This is a genomic window from Cupriavidus sp. 05N38, assembly GCF_056397345.1.
Genome location: NZ_JBFTNF010000024.1, coordinates 42,283 through 62,599 on the forward strand (window position 1 = coordinate 42,283; position 20,317 = coordinate 62,599).

The 20,317-nt window shown below is 68.3% G+C and carries 22 protein-coding genes; 8 read left to right on the forward strand and 14 right to left on the reverse strand.

The features are described from left to right. The first annotated feature begins 78 nt into the window (after nucleotides 1-78). On the forward strand, nucleotides 79-543 hold the full coding sequence (locus tag AC1DK4_RS18565; protein ID WP_441612800.1) for a GNAT family N-acetyltransferase: 465 nt from the start codon (nucleotides 79-81) through the stop codon (nucleotides 541-543). Between the two features lie 50 nt (nucleotides 544-593). On the opposite strand, the gene AC1DK4_RS18570 is transcribed toward AC1DK4_RS18565, so the two are convergent. Next, nucleotides 594-1,532: a TetR/AcrR family transcriptional regulator gene (locus tag AC1DK4_RS18570; RefSeq protein WP_441649889.1), complete on the reverse strand. Its 939-nt coding sequence runs from the start codon at nucleotides 1,530-1,532 to the stop codon at nucleotides 594-596. Nucleotides 1,533-1,868: 336 nt separating this feature from the next. Between AC1DK4_RS18570 and AC1DK4_RS18575 the strand changes: the two genes are divergently transcribed. The 3 genes from AC1DK4_RS18575 (at nucleotide 1,869) to AC1DK4_RS18585 (ending at nucleotide 5,023) form a co-directional block, all read left to right on the forward strand. Beyond that, entirely contained in the window at nucleotides 1,869-2,801 is a 933-nt protein-coding gene (locus AC1DK4_RS18575) for a LysR family transcriptional regulator (RefSeq protein WP_441649888.1), read from the forward strand. 136 nt (nucleotides 2,802-2,937) lie between these two features. Further along, entirely contained in the window at nucleotides 2,938-3,915 is a 978-nt protein-coding gene (locus AC1DK4_RS18580; protein ID WP_441649887.1) for a Bug family tripartite tricarboxylate transporter substrate binding protein, read from the forward strand. A gap of 127 nt (nucleotides 3,916-4,042) precedes the next feature. Continuing rightward, nucleotides 4,043-5,023 carry a M14 family metallopeptidase gene (locus AC1DK4_RS18585; protein WP_441649886.1) on the forward strand — a complete coding sequence of 327 codons (981 nt, stop codon included), beginning with the start codon at nucleotides 4,043-4,045 and terminating at the stop codon, nucleotides 5,021-5,023. 87 nt (nucleotides 5,024-5,110) lie between these two features. On the opposite strand, the gene AC1DK4_RS18590 is transcribed toward AC1DK4_RS18585, so the two are convergent. The 6 genes from AC1DK4_RS18590 to AC1DK4_RS18615 all read right to left on the reverse strand — a co-directional run bounded on the left by AC1DK4_RS18590 (nucleotide 5,111) and on the right by AC1DK4_RS18615 (nucleotide 9,232). Beyond that, the gene (locus AC1DK4_RS18590) at nucleotides 5,111-5,617 is read right to left on the reverse strand and encodes an Sbal_3080 family lipoprotein (protein ID WP_477131688.1); all 507 of its coding nucleotides are present in this window, start codon (nucleotides 5,615-5,617) and stop codon (nucleotides 5,111-5,113) included. Between the two features lie 154 nt (nucleotides 5,618-5,771). Next, nucleotides 5,772-6,092 (reverse strand): hypothetical protein, encoded by a 321-nt coding sequence (locus AC1DK4_RS18595; protein WP_441649884.1) that lies wholly within the window; start codon nucleotides 6,090-6,092, stop codon nucleotides 5,772-5,774. 296 nt (nucleotides 6,093-6,388) lie between these two features. Continuing rightward, entirely contained in the window at nucleotides 6,389-6,589 is a 201-nt protein-coding gene (locus tag AC1DK4_RS18600) for a hypothetical protein (RefSeq protein ID WP_441612793.1), read from the reverse strand. 63 nt (nucleotides 6,590-6,652) lie between these two features. Further along, nucleotides 6,653-7,249 carry an OB-fold protein gene (locus tag AC1DK4_RS18605; RefSeq protein ID WP_441649883.1) on the reverse strand — a complete coding sequence of 199 codons (597 nt, stop codon included), beginning with the start codon at nucleotides 7,247-7,249 and terminating at the stop codon, nucleotides 6,653-6,655. Nucleotides 7,250-7,488: 239 nt separating this feature from the next. Then, a complete protein-coding gene (locus AC1DK4_RS18610) occupies nucleotides 7,489-7,902 on the reverse strand; it encodes a hypothetical protein (RefSeq protein WP_477131689.1) in 414 nt (137 codons plus the stop codon). Between the two features lie 115 nt (nucleotides 7,903-8,017). Beyond that, nucleotides 8,018-9,232, reverse strand: a complete 1,215-nt coding sequence (locus AC1DK4_RS18615; RefSeq protein WP_441649881.1) for an acyltransferase family protein — start codon at nucleotides 9,230-9,232, stop codon at nucleotides 8,018-8,020. Nucleotides 9,233-9,536: 304 nt separating this feature from the next. Here AC1DK4_RS18615 and AC1DK4_RS18620 point away from each other — a divergent pair, with 304 nt between their 5' ends. Further along, entirely contained in the window at nucleotides 9,537-10,214 is a 678-nt protein-coding gene (locus AC1DK4_RS18620) for a methyltransferase family protein (RefSeq protein WP_441649880.1), read from the forward strand. 54 nt (nucleotides 10,215-10,268) lie between these two features. On the opposite strand, the gene AC1DK4_RS18625 is transcribed toward AC1DK4_RS18620, so the two are convergent. The 3 genes from AC1DK4_RS18625 to AC1DK4_RS18635 form a co-directional block, all read right to left on the reverse strand. Next, a complete protein-coding gene (locus AC1DK4_RS18625; RefSeq protein WP_441612787.1) occupies nucleotides 10,269-10,721 on the reverse strand; it encodes a PA2169 family four-helix-bundle protein in 453 nt (150 codons plus the stop codon). Between the two features lie 126 nt (nucleotides 10,722-10,847). Then, nucleotides 10,848-12,299, reverse strand: a complete 1,452-nt coding sequence (mnmE, locus tag AC1DK4_RS18630; RefSeq protein ID WP_441649879.1) for a tRNA uridine-5-carboxymethylaminomethyl(34) synthesis GTPase MnmE — start codon at nucleotides 12,297-12,299, stop codon at nucleotides 10,848-10,850. After that, entirely contained in the window at nucleotides 12,296-13,144 is an 849-nt protein-coding gene (locus AC1DK4_RS18635; RefSeq protein WP_477131690.1) for a CHAD domain-containing protein, read from the reverse strand. The genes mnmE and AC1DK4_RS18635 overlap by 4 nt, the downstream gene beginning before the upstream one ends. A 239-nt stretch (nucleotides 13,145-13,383) precedes the next feature. Between AC1DK4_RS18635 and AC1DK4_RS18640 the strand changes: the two genes are divergently transcribed. Both AC1DK4_RS18640 and AC1DK4_RS18645 read left to right on the forward strand, forming a co-directional pair. Beyond that, nucleotides 13,384-13,821, forward strand: coding sequence for a PaaI family thioesterase (locus tag AC1DK4_RS18640; RefSeq protein ID WP_441612784.1), 438 nt, complete (start codon nucleotides 13,384-13,386; stop codon nucleotides 13,819-13,821). A 29-nt stretch (nucleotides 13,822-13,850) separates the two neighbouring features. Next, nucleotides 13,851-14,237, forward strand: coding sequence for a VOC family protein (locus AC1DK4_RS18645; RefSeq protein ID WP_441649878.1), 387 nt, complete (start codon nucleotides 13,851-13,853; stop codon nucleotides 14,235-14,237). Nucleotides 14,238-14,430: 193 nt separating this feature from the next. On the opposite strand, the gene yidC is transcribed toward AC1DK4_RS18645, so the two are convergent. The 4 genes from yidC to rpmH form a co-directional block, all read right to left on the reverse strand. Further along, nucleotides 14,431-16,098: a membrane protein insertase YidC gene (yidC, locus tag AC1DK4_RS18650; protein WP_441612782.1), complete on the reverse strand. Its 1,668-nt coding sequence runs from the start codon at nucleotides 16,096-16,098 to the stop codon at nucleotides 14,431-14,433. Nucleotides 16,099-16,120: 22 nt separating this feature from the next. Further along, nucleotides 16,121-16,414, reverse strand: a complete 294-nt coding sequence (gene yidD, locus AC1DK4_RS18655) for a membrane protein insertion efficiency factor YidD (RefSeq protein ID WP_441612781.1) — start codon at nucleotides 16,412-16,414, stop codon at nucleotides 16,121-16,123. Nucleotides 16,415-16,427: 13 nt separating this feature from the next. Continuing rightward, nucleotides 16,428-16,865, reverse strand: a complete 438-nt coding sequence (gene rnpA / locus AC1DK4_RS18660) for a ribonuclease P protein component (protein WP_441613044.1) — start codon at nucleotides 16,863-16,865, stop codon at nucleotides 16,428-16,430. A 115-nt stretch (nucleotides 16,866-16,980) separates the two neighbouring features. Then, nucleotides 16,981-17,115 (reverse strand): 50S ribosomal protein L34, encoded by a 135-nt coding sequence (rpmH, locus tag AC1DK4_RS18665; RefSeq protein WP_017229861.1) that lies wholly within the window; start codon nucleotides 17,113-17,115, stop codon nucleotides 16,981-16,983. 1,029 nt (nucleotides 17,116-18,144) lie between these two features. Between rpmH and dnaA the strand changes: the two genes are divergently transcribed. After that, nucleotides 18,145-19,920 (forward strand): chromosomal replication initiator protein DnaA, encoded by a 1,776-nt coding sequence (gene dnaA / locus AC1DK4_RS18670; RefSeq protein WP_441649876.1) that lies wholly within the window; start codon nucleotides 18,145-18,147, stop codon nucleotides 19,918-19,920. Nucleotides 19,921-20,317: the final 397 nt, after the last annotated feature.

The following is a 20,317-nucleotide window of genomic DNA, read 5'->3' on the forward strand; positions in this document are numbered from 1 at the left end:
GAACGACGTTTGCGAATCGTCCTGCCTGCGTTAGGATGGCGATTCCCAGATCTCCAGCCAGCCGCAAGGAAGCCAGCCATGGAAGTGCGCGAACTTGGTCCCGACGATATCGATCTCGTTTGCCGGCACCGGGAGGAGATGTTCCGCGAGGCCGGCCGCAGCGACGACGTGCTGCGCACCATGACCGGGCGCTTCCGCCCGTGGCTGGCGCCGCGCCTGGGCGATGGCAGCTACTTCGGCTTCGTGCTGATGGATCACGGGCAGGCGGTGGCGGGCATCGGCCTGATGGCCATCGACTGGCCGCCCCACCCTGCCCACCCCACCCAGGACAAGCGCGGCTACGTGCTCAATGTGTACGTGGAGAAGTCACACCGCAAGCAGGGCCTGGGACGCAGGCTGATGCAGCTGGCGGAGGACGAATTCGCACGGCGCGATGTCCAGTACGCCATCCTGCACGCCACCGAGATGGGCCGCTCGCTCTACGTTGCGCTGGGCTGGCATGCCACCACCGAGATGGCGAAAGGCGTCAGGCAGGCCGCGTAGTCCAGGCGCACGCCGGCGGTTGGCTGGCACGCGCCTGTGCGGGAGCCGCGCTAGGTCCTGGAGCGGGTACGCATCCAGTCGTCGAGCGGATTGCTCGGGAAGACGATGGGGGGATGCTCGCGCGCCTCGCGCACCGCCATGCTGGCGACGGCGGCGCGCGTGGTGCCCTCGTTGCGTGCCGCGCGGCGCGTCTTGCGCGCGGCCGCCGCTTGCGTCTCGGCGCGTTGCGCCTGTTCTGCCATCAGTGCATTCAGCGTGTCCTGCTCGGCGCGCGCTTCGGCATGCTGGGTCTCGCCGATCCGGAACACGTCCTGCAGCGCGCACAGTTGCTGGCTGGCGGGCACCGGCGTCTTGAGCGCGGCGATCACCATCGCGCTCAGCTGGGCCAGCACGTGCGCGTCGCTCATGTCCCTGCCCTGCGTGAAGGCCGGCAGCAGCTTGCCCAGCTCGTCGCCGGCCAGCACGCCGGCCAGCGCCTTGAGCGCGAAGTTCAGGCGCCAGCCCAGTTCCTGCGGCGGGATTTCCGGCAGCGCGCGGGCGAACGCGTCGGAGAAGCGGCCGAACACCGGCGCGTAGTGGCCGCGCAAGTAGGACTGGATGAACGGCGAGGTGTCGGAATACACGCGCCCCAGCAGCCGCATGAAGGATGGCCCGCCGGTCTCGGGCTCGCGCGCCATCTGCAGCGCGGGCACGAACAGCGCGCCCATGACGTGCTCGCAGCGGATCTGCTTGCCCGGCCAGCGCGCCTCGCAGGCATCCAGCACGGCAAGGCGCCGTGTGTTGAGCGGATCCAGCCGGCGCCCCAGCACCGCCTGCATCATGATTTCCTTGCTGCGGAAGTGGTAGTTGACGGCAGCCAGGTTGACGATCGCGCGCGATGTCACTTGCCGCAGCGACGTGGCTTCATAGCCGACCTCGATGAACAGGCGCTCGGTGGCATCGAGAATGCGGGCCTTGGTGTCTCCTGCGGTCCTTTTTCCTGTCTCCATGGGGGGCGTCTCTCTTATCGTCATGCGTATGACCCCTGCGAAATTCAAGGCTGTGCCCGCCCGGCGCCCTGCCGGCAAACGGATGCTTGAAACGGTTGTACGGAGCCTATCGAGTGCCGCGCGCGTTTCACAAGCGCGAAATTGGAGCGTTGGTTCTAATTCCGCGCCGCGCCGCGCCGCGCCGCGCTGAGGCTGGTCGCGCATGCCGCGGCCGCGCACCGCGCCCATGCCGCTACAATGTCCGCGGCGCCGCTGCCCCGCATGGCCCGCGCGGCGCCGCCCCCTGCAACTCTGCCGCGGTTCGCCGCGCCCCACCGCGCCTCGCGCGCAACGCCCATGCATATCCGCTGGCTCGAGGATTTCGTGTGCCTGGCCCAGGCCGGCAGCCTCGCGCGCGCGGCCGAGCTGCGCAATGTCACGCCGCCCGCGTTCGGGCGCCGCATGCAGGCGCTCGAGGTATGGGCCGGCGCGCCGCTGATCGACCGCAGCGTCTTCCCGGTGCGGCTGACCGACGAAGGACGCCAGTTCCTCGAAGCCGCGCAAAGCGCGCTGCGCACGCTGGACGAGGCGCGCCTGTCGCTGCGGGCGGCGCATCGCGCCGATGCCAGCACGGTGGTGATCGCCACCGGCAAGACGCTGGCGCGTTCGATGGTGCCGGCCTGGCTCGCCGGCCTGCGCCAGGCGCTGCGCAACGACCCGGTGGCGGCGGGTTTCCGCACGCGCCTGTCCACCTTCTCCACGCATGACGCGCTGGCCATGTTCACCGAAGGCGACGCCGATTTCCTGCTCTGCTACAACTCGCCCGCGCAACCCGTGACGCTGGACGACACACGCTACCTGTGCCACCTGGCGGGCGAGGAGCGGCTGGTCTGCGTGAGCGCCGCGGCGGACGGCGGCGGGCCGCAATTCAGGCTGCTCGCGCGCGGCCAGCGCGCGCCGGTGCCGATGATCGCGTACGCCGAGACGCTCACGCTCGGGCGCATGGTCAACGGCGAGATCGCGCGGCGCCGGCTGGCCGGCCGGCTCGAGGTGATCGCCGTGAGTGACTTCGCCGAATCGGTGCACGAGATGGTGCGCCAGCGCATGGGGCTGGCCTGGCTGCCGGCGCGGCTGATTGCCGACGATCTCCACGCCGGGCGCCTGGTGCGTGCCGGGCTAGAGCCCGGCGGCGAGGCCGACCTGGCGATGCAGATCCTGCTCTACCGCACGCGCGCCGCCATGCGGCCGCTGGCGGAGTCGTTCTGGCGCGCTGCCGTGGCTGCCGCCTAGCGCTTGCCCGCGCCTTGCCGAAACGGCAAGCCGCATTGCCAAAGCCGCACGTTGCTGCGCCCGCACGCTCTCTAAGATCGCCGCATATCCACAGATGTCCGCGATTGCGCGAATCCACAAAAGGGAAGAGAGAGCCATGAACAAACTGCTGCGTGCGGCCGCCACCGCATCCTTCTGCCTGCTCGCCGGGGCTGCCGGCGCCACCGGCACCGCAAGCTGGCCCGCCAAGCCGATTTCGCTGGTGGTGGGCTACACCGCCGGCGGCAGCGTCGACCTGGTGGCGCGCACCATCGCGCCGGAACTGGGCAAGCGCCTGGGCCAGAGCGTGGTGATCGAAAACCTGGGCGGCGCCGGCGGCACCATCGGCGCGTCCAAGGTGGTCAAGGCCGACGCCGACGGCTACACGCTGCTGCTGGGCTCGGGCAGCGAGGTCTCGATCGCGCGCCTGACCAACCCCGCCGTGCGCTACGACGGCGAGCGCGACCTGGCGCCCATCACCTTCGTCGGCACGCAGCCGATGGTGCTGGTGGGCAAGTCCGCGCTGCCGGCGAAGAACGCCGACGAACTGATGGCGCTGGCCCGCGCGCAGCCGGGCAAGCTGGCCTACGCCTCGTCCGGCGTGGGCACGCCGCTGAACCTGGCGGGCGAGCTGATCAAGCAGCAAGGCAAGGTCAACATCACGCACGTGCCCTACAAGGGCGCATCGGCCATGTCCACCGACCTGCTCGGCGGGCAGATCGATCTCGCCGTGATGGTGCTGTCGTCCGCCCTGCCGCATATCCAGGCCGGGCGCGTCAAGGCGTACGGCGTGACCGAGTCGCGCCGCGCCCAGGTGGCGCCCAATGTGCCCGCGCTGGCCGAAAGCAGCGCGCTCAAGGGCGTGGACATGGGCGTGTGGTTCGGCCTGATGGCGCCGGCGGGCACGCCGCGCGCGGTGAGCGAGCGCCTGAACACCGAGATGCAGGCCGTGCTGGCCATGCCCGACGTGAAGAAGAAGCTGGCCGAGGCCGGCGTGGAAGTGGCGCCCGGCGGCCCGGCGCAGTTCGGCGCCTTCATCAAGCGCGAGACCGTGAAGTACAAGACCATCGTGCAGACCGCGGGCATTCACGAATAACGTCACGACCAACGGCGCGCGAACGAAGCGCAGCAGGCGTACCATTTGCCTGCTGCCGGCGGTGGCCGCACGGGCCGCCGCGCTTCCCGATCCCCCCGCTATCACAGGCAAGCTGCCAACCACACACATGACCACCCCAGCCCCCACCTTCGACGCCTATCCGGTCGAAGTCGAGTTTCCCGATATCCGCCCCTACGCCGCCGGCAACGCAGGCGTGCCCTATGTGCACACCTTCGACAGCGGCGTGCCCGGCCCGCACGTGATGGTCAACGCGCTCACGCACGGCAACGAGGTGTGCGGCGCCATCACCGTCAAGGCGCTGCTGGATGCGGGCCTGCGCCCGCGCCGCGGCCGCCTGACGCTGGCCTTCGCCAATGTCGACGCGTACCACACCTTCGATGCGGCCAGGCCCGATGCCTCGCGCTACGTGGACCAGGACTTCAACCGCGTGTGGACCGCCGCCGTGCTCGACGACACCGGCCGCGACTCGTCCGAGCTGCGCCGCGCGCGCGCCATGCGCCCGGTGATCGACACCGTGGACCTGCTGCTGGACCTGCACTCGATGCACGAGAAGAGCCTGCCGCTGATCGTCTCCGGCCCGCTCGACAAGGGCATCGGACTGGCGCGCGCGGTCGGCGCGCCGGCCAATGTGATCGTCGACGAAGGCCACCCCGAAGGCCGCCGCATGCGCGACTACGAAGGCTTCGGCGACGCCGCCAGCGCGAAGAACGCCCTGCTGATCGAATGCGGCCAGCACTGGGAAGCCGCCGCCGTGGGCGTGGCGAAGGACAGCACCGCCCGCTTCCTGCTCGACGCCGGCATCATCGACGCCGCCGATGTGCCCGCCGGCTGGCTGCAGCCGCTGCAGCCGCTGCAGCCGCAGCGGGTGGTACGCGTGACCGAGCCGGTGGTGGCCTCCAGCATGGACTTCCGGTTCGCCGGCCCCTATACCGGGCTGGAAACCTTCCCCGACGCCGGCAGCGTGATCGGCTGGCGCGACGGCGAACCGGTGGTGACGCCGTACGCCGACTGCGTGCTGGTGATGCCCTCGCTGCGCCAGCTTCGCCCCGGCGTGACCGTGGTGCGGCTGGGCCAGCTGGTCGGCTGAGCATGGCCGGGAAGGCAGCGCTCGCCGCGCACAGAGTGTGGGGGCTGCCGCAGGAGCTGCAGGAGCCGCGTCAGGCGGTGGARGTGTTCAGGCTGGCTTGGCGGGGGTTGCCGGCGTGCCGGCGGTGGCCGGCTTCGGCCGCATGCCCGGCAGCAACTGGTCGACCAGTTCCTCGATCTTCATCTCGGGTGGCACGAAGTTGCTCAGGTTGATGCCGCCGGCGCTGCGCAAGGCATCGTATTTCGCCTGGCCGGCGCGCTCGCCGTTGATATAGACGACGATATCCACCGTACTGATGAAATCGCGCCAGTAAGACTGCCGCTGCGCGTTGTRGGTGGCGGTATAGGGACACGCTGCCACCGACGAGCCGGGCCCGAGCACCTTGAACTCGAAGCCGCGCGCCTGCACCGAATCGCGCATGGCGTCCAGGTAGGCGTTGCCGCTGGCCTGGTTGCTGATCACGCAGAACAGCGTGCCGTCGGCGGGCTGCACGGAGGCGATACGGTCGCCGCGGTCGACCGGCACGACCGCCTGGTAGGTGGCGCAGCCGGTGGCCAGCAGGCCTAGGCTGGCGGCTAGCAATGCTTTTTTCATGATGTTCCTGGGCGCATGGCGTGGGCACGCGTGCAGTCGGTGCGCGCGCCCGCCAACTTTAGGCGATCGGTGCGCGGTCAATCGAAGGAACAGAGCAGGAAAACGGGTCCGCCGGCGCGCGGCGTGCGCGCGGGGACCGGCTCGGAACACCGGCTCAGAGCACGAAGGCCTGGCGGCAGCGCAGTGCCATCACCTGCGCTTCGAAGGCGCGCGCGGCACGCCGGGCAAACTGCTCGCGGCGGTGCTGTCGGGAGCCGGGATCGGCGCTGGCGGCAGCGGAGCAACCGGCGGCACGGCCGGCGTGGCCCTCGCGAGGCTGTCCGGCCGGGCCGGTGTGTGCATCGTTGTGCCGCTCGGCCGGTCCCGGCGAACCACCTTCTGCAACCTGCCATTCGCGGCGCGTGATGGCCAGGATGCTGGCGAGTGCCTGGGCTTGCGGCGTGGTGATACTGCCCGGGAGAAGGTATTCCATCATGATGTTCGGCCCGGCCTGCGTTACTGCCGGACTTCGGCGGAGCGCGGTGGCGGTTGTCGCCTCGTTGTCATTTGTTTGTATCGTGATGGAAAGATAGACGGCGCCGCCGCTCTCTATCATCGACGCCGCGCCGATCCTCCTGTGGGATGTGTCCTACAAGTATTGAGGGCGGCGCTTTCGGCCGGGCGCGAACGGAAAAAGTACCGCATGCGCCGCGTTGGCGCGCCATGAAGTGCGCCGGCTGCCGCCTGGCCGGGCACTGAGCCAGGCGCCTGGCTGGTCACTTGGCTGGCCGCTTAGCTGGCCGCCAGCGGGGTCGACAGGCTGCCGACCGCCACCAGGCAGATCGCGGCGAGGAAGACCCCCACCAGCAGGATCTGCAGGCGCCCCACCGGGCGCCCTTTCAGGAAGGCATTGCTGATGAACGGTGGCGAGACCACGCCGACCGCGGTCACGATCAGGATGGTCAGGGCGAGGACGGAAAGCAGGGTTTGCATGCTGGGAGACGAGAATTGGCGCCGGAACCGGGCGGCGCGATCGGGGACAAACGCGGTGGGCGACTAGTTCGCGCCGCCGCGCACCAGGCAGTCATCCAGAATCGGCGAGCCCTCTACCTGGCCCGCGCCGGTGCATTCCACCGCCACCTTCTGGCCGCGCCGGACCATGGTGGCGCGCGCTTCCACTCCGCACACGCGCCCGGCCGGCCCGCAGATCTGCTGCGGCAGCAGCTTGGCGCGCACCACCAGGGTCGGGCTGTTGGAGCGGATATCGAGGAATACGGTATCGCCGCTCTCGCGCCGCACGCCGCTGGCCACGCCTTCCACGATGAAATACTGGCCGCGGTAGCGGCCGTCCGCCGCGCCGGCGTTCTCCTGGTAGTCATCCACCATCTTGTCGGCCTGGTACTGCGGCAGGATATCGGTGGAGCGTTGCGGGTCGATGCTGATCGGGTCCAGCGTGCCGTTGCGCGGCACGCCGCGCGCGATGCTGGCCGCCTCGGCGGCGGCGGCCGAGGCATCGGCTGCCGCCACTGCCGGCGCGGCTTGCTCCGCGGCGGGCTCCAGCATCTGCTGCTCGTGGTTGCCGGTCAGCCAGAGCATGCCGAGCACGGCCAAGGCGACGACGGCGATAAGGATCTTCTGGGTACGGTTCAACATCCGGGGGTTCCTGCGATAAAGGTGGGGGTGGCGCGAAGTCGTGCGGTGGGCGGGGAGGCGTCGGCGGCACTGCAAGGCGGGTTTCCCACAGCCTTGCCCACAACCTTACCCACAGCTTTGCCCACAGAGTTGTTCAATCTTCTCCACAGACTTGTCCACAGGCGCGGCGCTTGCCGGGACGGTGCCGGCGGTGCGCCACCGCGCGCGTCCGGGGTGACGGGGGCCGTGCCGCGCCGGGCTCAGTGCAGCCGCCGCAGCCCGGATTCGCCGTCGTCTTCCTCTTCGGCTTCCCAGTCCTCGTGCTCGATGCCGAAGTCGGTCGCCATGTCGAACACGGTGGAGTGGTGCTGCACCGTGAACCACTCGCGGAACTGCTCGAGCGTCAGGTTCTGGGGCCAGACGGAWTCCTCGAACCACTCCCCCAGCATGAACTCGAAGAAGGCGCGCCAGCGCTCCTCCACCCACTGCACGGCTTGCGGGGCGCTGGAGATTTCGTCCGGCGCCAGGAAGGCACTCTGGTCCTCGCGCACATTCTCGAGCGTGAGGGAGGGTACGGGGTCGGTGTCCACGGCCATGATCCAGTCGAAGAACGGCTGCTGGGGCACCAGGATGACGAGCGAGCGATTGAGGGTGTAACGCGGATGATCGGACATGGCAGTGGCTCGTTCGCTAAAACGGCCTATTGTAGCCCTTGCCGCGCTTCGCAATCGGCTTCATCTCGGCTTCATCTCGGCGCCGGGGCCGATATGGCGGGGGCGTCCGCGTGGCCTAGAGCGTGGGACGGCCCGCGGCAGGCTCGGCGCCGCCGTATGCATCGCGCGCCACTACCTCCGCCGGCGGGGGCGGCGCGGGCGCGGGCATGCGCACCGGGAACAGCACATCCTTGCGCCTGAGGAAGTGCTTTTCGAGCAAGTGCCAGCTCAGCAGCGCCGCCGCGACCGAGGCGGCCACGCACACCGCGGAGAACGCCAGCTGCCACGGGATCTGGCTGCCGAACAGCAGGCGCGGCTCGCCGAAGGCTTTGGCCGCCACCACGCGCACGATGGGGTGGAACACATAGAGCGCGTAGCTGTACTTGCCCAGGAACACCAGCCAGCGCTGGCTGAACACCGGATGCCCGCGCGCGCCGCAGGCCGTGTAGACCAGGCCCGCCGCCACCAGCGCCACCACGGAAAGGCCCACGGTGTAGATCCACGGGCTTGACTCCACGCGCGCACCCGTTGCCGCCAGCGCGCATACCAGCGCCACCAGCGCGAGCGGCGCCGCCTTCACCAGCCAGGGCTTGAACACCAGCCCGCGCCGCACCGCCATGGCCAGCAAGGCGCCGGCCACCAGGCCATCGAGCCGGGCCGGCGTGAATACCCAGATGGTGTCCGCGCTGACGCCCTGCGCCGCCATGCTGATGCGCAACGCGAGCGCGACCGCCAGCAGCACGAGGCAGAGCCGGCGCATGGCGGCCAGTGGCAGCAACAGCACCACCAGCGGCCACGCCGCGTAGAACTGCTCCTCGATGGCAAGCGACCACAGATGCCCCGCCCCCGCGCCGAAGAAGGTGCCCGCCAGCGCCTGCTTGAGATTGGACAGGTACAGCACGAACCACGGCCAGCTCGCCCGCACCGCTTCGAGCTTGGCCTGCTCGGCGTCGCCCATGCGGTGCGAGATCAGCGGGAACAGCACCAGGAACAGCAGTGCCAGGTAGGCGTAGTACAGCGGAAAGATGCGCAGTACCCGGCGCCCGTAGAAAGAGCGCAGGTAGCCGGGCGAGCCCTTGCTGCGCAGCAGGATGCCGGTGATCAGGAAACCCGACAGCGCGAAGAAGATGTCCACGCCGATCCAGCCCGTCATCGACAAGCGGTAGAAGATCCGGTCCACCGCGAGGTCGGACACCACACCGACATGCGCGAAGTGATACAGCATGACAAGCAGCACCGCCAGGCCGCGCACGCCGTCGAGGGTGCAAACGTGGTTACCGTCTTTGTTCATCGCCGCTCCGTGCCCGCCTGCGTCCTGAATCTAGCGCGCCGCTCCGATGCGCTTCTGTGCGCCGGCATACCAAGGGTGCCGGCCGCGTCCATGTGACTGCGCGGATATGTGCGACGACGTGCGACGAAGTGCGATGATGTGCGAGGACTTACGGCCAGGCGTGCCGCAATGGTGTTCGCGTGTTCCTCCAGCCCGCCTGAACGGCGGCGATTGCCCGCGGCGGCCGGCAACATCACCGCGCGTTCGGTGCTAACGTGGCGGATACGGGCGGCGCGATCTGCCGCGCGGCCCGGGAGCATCCACCATGGGATTCAAGGTCGGATTTGCATTCGTGGCCGAGGCGCTGGTGTTCGCCGCGCTGCTGTTCGGCGCGGCGGGCACGCTGGCGTGGCCTGCCGCGTGGGCGTACCTGGCGCTGTTCTTCGGCGGGGGCATCTGGGTGACATGGCGGCTGGCCCGCCATGACCCGGCGCTGCTGGCCGAGCGCATGAAGCCGCCGCTGCAGCGCGGGCAGCCGCTGTGGGACCGCATCTTCATGCTGGTGCTGATCGTGGCGTGGTGCGGCTGGCTGGTGCTGATGGGGCTGGACGCGGCGCGCTTTCGCTGGTCGGCCATGCCGTTGTGGCTGCATGGCCTGGGCGCCGTGCTGCTGGCGCTCTCGCTGGTCGCCATCGACCGCGTGTTCCGCGAGAACACCTTCCTCGCGCCGGTAGTGCGGATCCAGCACGAGCGCGGGCATCGCGTGGTCTCGAGCGGTCCCTATGCCGTGGTGCGCCATCCGCTCTACGCGGCCGTGCTGGTTTTCCTGCCGGCCAATGCCCTGCTGCTGGGTTCGTGGTGGGGCGTGGCGGGCGCGCTGCTGCTCGCCGGCGGCATCGTCTTTCGCACGGCAATGGAAGACCGCGAGCTGCTGCGCGGCCTGGACGGCTACGCGGCTTACGCGGCCCGGGTCCGGTACCGGCTGGTGCCGTTCGTGTGGTGAACCATGGCGGCCATCGTCACCGATGCCCGCCATGCAATCGTGTCCAGCCGCCGGTCAGTGCACCTGCATGCCGCGCATCGCGTGGATGCGGTCGTGGTGCCACTGCATGCCTTCGTACTGGCGCTGTACCACCGCGCGCACGTCGGCCGGCATGTCCTGGGTCAGGGCCGACTGATATTCACGCCTGGCGGCTTCCTCGTCGCGTTCGCACAGTTGCAGCACGGCATCGTCGTTGTGCGGCGCGATCACGTGCATCACTTCCATCCAGCCGCGGTGCAGCGTGCCACCCATGCTGCCGCGGTCGCGCGGCTCCGCACCCATCGAAGTCACCAGCGCCTGCAGTTCCATCACCGAGGCGCGGCAGGTTTCCGCGGTGCCGGTCAGGATGGCGCGTATCTCGGGGTTATGCACTTCGCGGGCGCCGGTCATGCAGCTCATTTCGCCGTCCTTGCCGACCTCGATCAGGTGGTTCAGCGTGCCGACGAGTTGTCCTTGCGCATTCATCATGACGTTCTCCTTGCCTGGGTCCGGGCCGATGTGAATCCGCGCGTACACCAGCACCGGCGCGTAACGCTGCGCGCGGAGGCTGTTCCAGTATAGGAGGATGCGGGGGCCGCGCCGCCCGCGCGCGGCCTACTTGCCGATGCAGAACCGCGTGAAGATCGTGCCCAGCAGATCGTCGCTGGTGAACTCGCCGGTGATGCTGTTGAGGTGGTCCTGCGCCAGGCGCAGTTCCTCGGCGAACAGGTCGAGCGCCTGCGCCTGCTGGTCGGCGCGTTCGGCGGCCAGGTCGAGGTGGGACTGCGCGTTGCGCAGCGCGGTGAGATGCCGTTCGCGCGCAAGGAAGGTGCCTTCGTTGCCGGACTGCCAGCCCACCAGGCGCAGCAGCTGGCGGCGCAGCAGCTCGATGCCGGCGCCGGTGCGCGCGGAGATCCACACTTCGGCCGGGTTGGGGCCGTTGGCGGCCACCACGTGCGGGCGGTTGGCGCCGAAATGCTGCTCGCCCACCGCGGGGGCGAGGTCGATCTTGTTGACCACGCGCAGGATCGGCGAGCCGGGCGGCAGGTGGCCGGAGAGGCGGTCGTCGATGGCGTCGTCGATCTCGGACAGGCCGTGCTCGACATAGTCGGCGGCGTCCACCAGGTGCAGCACGAGGTCGGCGCGGCGCACGGCTTCCCAGGTGCGCTCGATGCCGATGCGCTCGACTTCGTCGCTGGCGTCTTCGCGCAGCCCGGCGGTGTCGACGATATGCAGCGGAATGCCCTCGATCTGGATGGTCTCGCGCACGCGGTCGCGCGTGGTGCCGGGGATCGGCGTGACGATGGCCAGTTCCGCGCCGGCCAGCGCGTTGAGCAGCGACGACTTGCCCACATTGGGCTGCCCCGCCAGCACCACCGACAGGCCCTCGCGCAGCAGCGAGCCTTGCCGGGCCTGCGCCAGCACGCCGCACAGCGCATCGCGGATGGCGGCGAGCTGGCCGCGCGCGTTGGAGGCTTCGAGGAAATCGATCTCTTCCTCGGGGAAGTCGAGCGTGGCTTCGACCAGCATGCGCAGGTGGATCACCTGCTCCACCAGCGCATGGATGGCCTGCGAGAACACGCCTTCCATGGAGCGCGCCGCCGAGCGCGCGGCCGCTTCGGTGCTGGCTTCGATCAGGTCGGCCACGGCTTCGGCCTGGGCCAGGTCGAGCTTGTCGTTGAGAAATGCGCGGCGCGTGAACTCGCCGGGCTCGGCCAGGCGCAGGCCGATCTCGCGGCCCGCGTGCAGGCAGCGCGCCAGCAGCATCTGCATCACCACCGGGCCGCCGTGGCCCTGCAGTTCCAGCACTTCCTCGCCGGTGTACGAATGCGGCGCGGGGAAGTACAGCGCGAGGCCGTGGTCGATGGCCTTGCCGTGCGCATCGAGAAACGGCAGGTAGGTGGCGTGGCGGGGCTTGAGCGCCTGGCCGCACACGGCATGCGCGATGGCGCTGACATCGGGGCCGGACACGCGCACCACGCCGATGCCGCCGCGCCCGGGCGCGGTAGCGATGGCGGCGATGGGGGTGGCGCCGGCGGCGCTGGAGCGAGGCTGGGAGGCAGTCATGGCGATATTGTCGCAGATCGGTCCGGCGCGGGTGGCGGCGGGGGCGCATCCGGCGCGCCCGGTCCCGGCATGTTCAGGCACTCGGTCATCAGGCGGCGCGCCACGGCGCCGTCGAGCAGCTTGCCGAGCCGGCTCTGCCGCTTGACCAGCTTGTGGCGCAGTCGCGTGGCATAGCGCCCGGACAGCACCGGCGCCAGCGCCTCGATGGCATAGCGCAGCCGCTTGCTGCCGATGCGATAGCGGTGCACGCGCTCGAGATCCTCGCTCCGCGCGGCGCGCGCCAGCACCTTCACCCGCATGCGCGCGCGGCGTACGCGGCGGCGCGCGAACGCGTCCAGGCGCGCCCCCGCCCTGGCGCCCCCGCCGCGCGTGCCGCCTCGCGTCAGGTGGGTGAGATCGCGATGCAGCACGGGCAGCGGCCAGTGCTGGTATTCGGCCAGCTKCGCCACCATGGTCGCGCGCGCATAGTGCCGGCGCATCGAGGCGGTGTCGCACAGCGCGGCCAGCACCGGATCGTCCGGTTGCGCTTGTAGCGCCGGTTGCAGGGTCTCGCTGATAAACACGTCCCAGTCGCGCACATCGGTGGCGGCCCGTGCCAGCTGGCGCAGGCCCGCCTGCCAGCGGGCGCGGATGGCCTTGGGCAAGGCCGGCCCGAACACCCAGCAGACCGCGCGCAGGTGCCGCGTCGCCACGCGCAGCGCATGCACGTCATCGGGATGGTCGCGCCGGGTCAGCGCGGCGAGCTGGTCGGCAATGGCCACCAGCCCTGCATCGGCCAGCGAGACAAAGGCATCCACGGCGCGCATGCCGGGATGGATAGAGCCGGGAGCGTTGGCGGCGCGCATGATGTGTCCGCTTTGCATCTCTGTGGGTGAGATCCCGCGAGCGGGGACGGTATGACCCAGTGTAGGCGATTGTGCCGGTTGCGCCGCACAAACTGCGCCCGGTGACCGCCGGCGCACTCCATTGACAGGGCGGCCGCTTCGCGCTGCAATGAGCACGCATGGCGACGAGCGTAGATATCTTCGCTGGCGCCACCTCTTCCACAAGCCGTACCCGAGCGCTCCCGCGCGAGGAGACAAGCATGTCCACCGAACAAGAACGGCGTTTGCTGCGGGACACCATCGAGGCCGGCTTCCGTGACGCGGCCTTTGTCACGGACGTGGGCATCCGCCTGGTCGATTGCGGGCCCGGCTGGTGCGAGAGCGAGCTGCTGGTCACGCCGCGCCACCTGCAGCACGGCGGCATTGTGCATGCCGGCGTGCAGGCCACCATTGCCGACCATACCGCCGGCGCGGCCGCCACCACCATGCTCGATACCGGGCGCCACGTGGTCACCGCCGAGTTCAAGATCAACCTGCTCAGGGCCGCCCGCAGCGAACGCCTCACCTGCCGCGCCGACGTGCTCAAGTCCGGCCGCACCATCATCGTGGTGGAAGCCGATGTGTTCGCCAGCGTGCACGGCGAGGCAGTGCTGGTGAGCCGCTTCAACGCGACGATGAGCGTGCTCGACCTGGCCTGAGCGATGTTTTCCCAAGGAGAAGCCAGAAGATGATCGATCACACCGGAGTCGGGGTCAGCGATTTCGCCAGGAGCCGCGCTTACTACACCGCAGCGCTCGCGCCCATCGGCATGGTCAAGGTGATGGAGCTGCCGGCCAGCGTGACCGGCCATGCCGACGTTGCGGGTTTCGGGCCGCCGGAGAAGCCGGAGTTCTGGATCCACGGCGGCACGCCCAACCAGCCGCCGCTGCACCTGGCCTTCCGCGTGCAGACGCGCGCGCAGGTGGACGCCTACTACCAGGCCGCGCTGGCCGCGGGCGGGCGCGACAACGGCGCACCGGGCCTGCGGCCGCACTACCACCCGAACTACTACGGCGCCTTCGTGCTCGATCCGGACGGGCACAACATCGAGGCCGTGTGCCACGAGGCACAGTAGGCGGAGTCGTCGTCAGGTGTAGATGGCCTGACGGATTTCTTCCCCTCTCTCCCGCTTGTGCGGAGAGGGCGGATGTCGGCAAGCTCTAAACGCTAAACGGCGAAGCAAGCCAAACAAAAAGCCCGGCGCATGCGCCGGGCTTTTTTTTGCCGCCGGCGGGTTTGCACCCGCCGGCCGGAGTCACATCTCAGGTTCAGGCCTTGGCTGCCGCCGTGGCCTTGCTCTTGCCGAGCATCCGGTTGATCTGCCATTGCTGGGCGATCGACAGGACGTTGTTGGTCACCCAGTACATCACCAGGCCGGCCGGGAAGAAGAAGAACATGAACGAGAACACCAGCGGCATGATCATCATGACCTTGGCCTGCACGGGGTCCGGCGGGGTCGGGTTCAGCTTGGTCTGCACGAACATCGACACGGCCATCAGCACCGGCAGGATGTAGAACGGATCCGGCACCGACAGGTCATGGATCCAGCCCGTCCACGGCGCGCCGCGCATTTCCACCGACGACAGCAGCACCCAGTACAGCGCGATGAACACCGGGATCTGGATCACGATGGGCAGGCAGCCGCCCAGCGGGTTGACCTTCTCGGTGCGGTACAGCGCCATCATCTCCTGGTTCATCTTCTGCGGATCGCCCTTGTGGCGCTCGCGCATCGCGGTCATGCGGGGCTGCAGGTCCTTCATCTTGCCCATGGACTTGTAGCTTGCCGCCGACAGCGGGAAGAACACCAGCTTGATCAGCACGGTCAGCGCAATGATCGACCAGCCCCAGTTGCCCAGGAAGCCGTGGATCTTCTCCAGCAGCCAGAAGATCGGCTTGGCCAGGATGGTCAGCCAGCCATAGTCCTTCACCAGCTCCAGCCCCGGGGTGATCTTCTCGAGCATGCGCTCTTCCTGCGGGCCGGCGAACAGGCGCGCATCGGTGGTCACGGTGGCACCCGGGGCGACCTGGCCCAGCGGCTGCTGCACGCCCACGCGGAACAGGTTGTTGTCGATCTTCTCGACGTAGAAGCTGTGCTCCTTGCCCGACTGCGGGATCCAGGCCGAGGCAAAGTAATGCTGCACCATCGCCACCCAGCCGCTGGTGGTGGCGGCCGGTACGCTGGCCTTGCCCTTGCCGATGTCGTCGAAGGTGATCTTGTGGTACTTGTCGGCGTCGGTGTAGATGGCCGGGCCGGTGAAGGTGCTGTAGAACTGCGACTGCTCGACCTTGCTGCCGTCACGCGTCAGTTCCAGGTACAGCGTCGGCGAGACCGGCTTGCCGCTGTCGTTGGTCACCGCGAAGCGCGTGTCCACCACATAGCTGCCCTTGTGGAAGATGTACGTCTTGGCCAGCTTGACGCCATCCTTCTCAGCCGTCAGGGTCACTTCCACCTTGTCCGTGCCAGCCAGGTCGCGCGGACCGGCCGAGGCGGCAAACACCGTGGTGTGGTTGGGCATGTCGCCGCCGATCAGGCCCGAGCGGGCCATATAGGTGCGGGTCGCGTCGCGCTCGAACAGCACCACGGGCTTGCCGTCCTTCTCGTGCTGGTTCAGCAGCTCCAGTCGCGAGAGGATGCCGCCGGCGGTGTCGATCTCGGCACGCATCACGTCGGTGCTCACCACGATCTTCTCGCCAGCCGGCTGCACGGCGGCAGCGGGTGCGGCAGCCGGGGCGCCAGCGGTGGCGCCGGCGCCTGCATTGGCCTTGGGCACGTCGCCCTGCGCGGCCGAAGCGCCGCCGGCGCCTGCCGGCGCGGCCTGCTGGGTCGCGCTCGGGAAGAACATCGACTGATGACCGTTGGCGCGCTGCCAGTTGTCGTAGAGCAGCACGAGGGCCATCGAGAAGATGACCCAGAGTATGGTGCGTTTGATATCCATGTCTCGCTGTGGTCGGGGGAAATCAGGGGCGGGGTAGCCGGATCGTGACTGGCGGCTGGCCAGACGCGGCGGGTGCCCGGTCTTGCTGTGTTGATGTCGCCGATACCGGCGGCACCGGATCATACCCGCCATCCGTGAACGGATGGCAACGGCATAGCCGGCAGGCGGCCAGCCAGCTGCCGCGGCCTGCGCCGTGGCGCACGATCGCTTCGCGGGCGTAGTCGGAACAGGTAGGCAGGAAGCGGCACTGCGAGCCGAAAAACGGGCTCAGGGCGATCTTGTAGATGCGCAGCAGGGCTAGCAGGATTCGCTTCATGGCGGCGGGCGGGTCAGGCTGGCGTGCCGGAGGGCGCGGACTTCGGCGGCGATACGCCGGAAGGCGCGGCTGGACGCGGTGCAAGCGGACGCACCGCGACTTCGAACAGGCTGGTCAGCTCCGCCAGGCACACCCGGCGCACCGCGCTGCGGCTGGCAAATTCCGCACGCGGAAACTTGGCCTGCAGGCGCAGCAATACATCGCGGCCCGCGAGTTGGTCCTGCCGCTGGCGGAACAGTTCCCGCACCATGCGCTTCACCAGGTTGCGTTCGGCGGCGCGCGCCGCGAACTTCTTGCCCACGACCACGCCAAGGCGGGCCTGCGGCAGGTTGTTCTCGCCCACATACAGCACGAAGTGCTGGCTGCGGCGGCGCGGGCGCAAAGCAAAAACGGATGAAAACTCATCCGTCTTTGTGAGCCTCGCGGCTTTGGGGTAGGCATAGGTAGTCACGCTGGGCAAAGCTAGCGGTAAAGCTGCACCTGGCTGCGGGCTCCCGGCCATCCGAAAGGCGAGGCGTTTGGCCACGACAGCGCACGCGGCGCCATCATGGCCGGTCGCCAGGCCCTTAGACTGCCAGGCGCTTGCGGCCCTTGGCGCGACGAGCGTTGATGACGGAACGGCCGCCACGGGTCTTCATGCGCACGCGGAAACCATGGGTACGCTTGCGGCGGGTAACGGAAGGTTGGTATGTACGTTTCATGTTGCACTCTCTGGTTGATCTTGGCTCGCCCGGCCTCCGGCGTGAGCCGGGGCCCCGTGGCCGCCGCGTATGGTTCGCTTGGGCTGCCGCGGATGCGGTCTTGCCGACTGCGGTGATTGTCTTGCCGCCGGCCGTGTATCTCGCGTACCGACAATGTCGGCGTGCGCGACGCAGGTTCGGGAGGGAATCCAGCCGGACCGGATCATGATTCACCCATCCGTCCCGACCCCGTCGGCCTGCTTGGCCCGCTGCCTGTTCCGGCCAATCCAGCCATTTCCAGGACCGTTTCAGCCAGCCAAAGCCGCGTGAAACGAAACCGGTCTTGCACGGAACAGGTCAGACCCGGCGATGCGCATACGTGATCCCCTGCCGCATCGCAGAACCCGCCATTTAACTGATTTTCGCGCGATGTGTCAAGGCTGCAGATGGCCRAGAGACGTGCGCGGCACCCTTGCCTGAAAAATGCGCAACAGGCTGTTGTATTTCATTGTCCACAATCGCCGGTGGGTAAGTTTTTTTGTTCCGGGGGTGCCTCCGGGATGGTCAGAGGGAGAGCGAAGTCTCTGTTTGGATTGGCTTTTCGGGCGTTTTACCTACCCGGAAACCCGCGCCAAACAAGGGGTTGTGCACAACAATTCACTGCTTCTTCACAACTTATCCACAGACTTATCCTTTGTGGATAACTCGGGGCGGGGGGTACAATCCGGGTCCAAACACCACACGGGCTGCGTGGCGCAAGCGCAACCCGGGACTCACCCCTGGCATGCCGGATAACGGACGCGCAGCGGGCAGCGGCGGCTTCGTCTCATTTCGCCAACCTGTCCGTCAGCGGCTCCCGCTTATCGCGTCGATCACCATGGGGAGCCCGGGCGGCGGGGTCAATTGCGGACCGCGACTGATCTCGACTGCGGTCGCTTTACCTGGCTTGAGAATGACGGATTGCCGGCAGGGATGCACCACCGACCCCTGCCTGCAGTCCATTGGGCCGGACTGTCCGCGCACCCGTGGCGAAAACCGAACAACAAAACAATGCAAGATTTCTGGCAGGCGGCAGCAGCGCAACTCGAGCGCGAGCTGACGCCGCAACAGTTCAAGACCTGGATCAAGCCGCTGGCGCCAGTCGCCTTCGACGAGGAAGCGCACGCGCTGCGCATCGCTGCGCCCAACCGCTTCAAGCTCGACTGGGTGAAGAGCCAGTTCTCCGGCCGCATCACCGCGCTCGCCTGCGAGTACTGGGAAGCCAACGTCAGCGTTCACTTCGTCCTGGACCCCGCCGCCTCGGGCCGGGCCGCTGCCGGCTACCCGCAAGGCGGCCAGGCCGGCCAGCCCGGCATGCAGCCGCAGCAGCCTGGCCCCGGCTACCCGACCGGCCAGCCGCTGTCGCAGAATTTCGGCCAGCCCGGCATGCAGCCGGGCCAGGGCGCGCCCGGCTATGGCAACCAGGGCAACGCTGGCCAGGGCGGCCAGCGCGGCGCGCAGGCGCCCTACCCCGGCAACTACCCCGGCGGCCAGCAGGCCCATCCCGGCCAGGGCGCCAATATGGGCGGCATGGGCGGCATGGGCGGCATGGGTGGCATGGGCGGTGAACTGGTCGATATCGACGTGCCGCAGCTCGACCCGGCCGAAGCCAGTGCCCGCTCCTACCGCGTGCAGCAGCCCCAGCAGCCCATGCAGGGCGGCCAGGGCCACCAGGTCGGGCACCAGGGCAGCCATCAAGGCGGGCATCCGGGCGGCCATCCTGCCAACGCGCAGGGCGGCCACCAGCAGAACGACACGGTGCACGAGCGCTCGCGCCTGAACCCCATCCTGACGTTCGACAACTTCGTCACCGGCAAGGCCAACCAGCTCGCGCGCGCCGCCGCCATCCAGGTGGCCAACAATCCGGGCAAGTCCTACAACCCGCTCTACCTGTACGGCGGCGTGGGCCTGGGCAAGACCCACTTGATCCACGCCATCGGCAACTTCATGTTGCTGGAGAACCCGCGCGCGCGTATCCGCTACATCCACGCCGAGCAGTACGTCTCCGACGTGGTCAAGGCGTACCAGCGCAAGGCCTTCGACGAGTTCAAGCGCTACTACCACTCGCTGGACCTGCTGCTGATCGACGATATTCAATTCTTCTCGGGCAAGAACCGCACGCAGGAAGAGTTCTTCTACGCCTTCGAAGCACTGATCGCCAACCGGGCGCAGGTGATCATCACCAGCGATACCTACCCGAAGGAAATCAGCGGCATCGACGATCGCCTGATCTCGCGCTTCGACTCCGGCCTCACGGTTGCCATCGAGCCGCCCGAGCTGGAAATGCGCGTGGCGATCCTGATGAAGAAAGCCGCGGCGGAAAACGTGAGCGTGCCCGAGGAAGTGGCCTTCTTCGTCGCCAAGCACCTGCGCTCCAACGTGCGCGAGCTCGAAGGCGCGCTGCGCAAGATCCTGGCCTTCTCGAACTTCCACGGCAAGGACATCACCATCGATGTCACCCGCGAAGCGCTGAAGGACCTGCTGACCGTGCAGAACCGCCAGATCTCCGTGGAGAACATCCAGAAGACCTGTGCCGACTTCTACAACATCAAGGTCGCGGACATGTACAGCAAGAAGCGGCCCGCCAATATCGCGCGGCCCCGCCAGATTGCCATGTACCTGGCCAAGGAACTCACGCAGAAGAGCCTGCCGGAAATYGGYGAGCTSTTCGGCGGGCGCGATCACACCACSGTGCTGCACGCSGTSCGCAAGATCGCYGACGAGCGCAGCAAGGACGCGCAGCTCAACCACGAACTGCACGTGCTGGAACAAACGCTCAAGGGGTGACCCGCGGCACGCTGTGATGCGCGCCCAATGACAGATGGCTTGCTCGCTTTCCCGCAAGCGAAAGCGGGAGYAAGCCAGGCGTTCTTTGTAGAATTTTCTCCACGCTTACGACACTTTGTGCCGCAAACGTGGATTTGCAGGCCCCGTCACGCGGGGCTGGCATACTGTAGGGTACGCGCCGGGCTGGGTCCGGCGCATGAATCAATCGGCAAGCATCGCCGGGAACATTGCCTGTCATTGACGCGAAAGCGGCCTGGGCTAAGGCTTTGCGGTGAGTCGGGACGAGCGGGCGGAGGGCGCGGCCGGAACAAGGTCGTGGAAGCCTGGAAATTGTGCTTGATGCTGCGCAATTTTCCCCTCCTGTCGCGCTTCTCCCGCTTCACCGCAGCGGCTTATC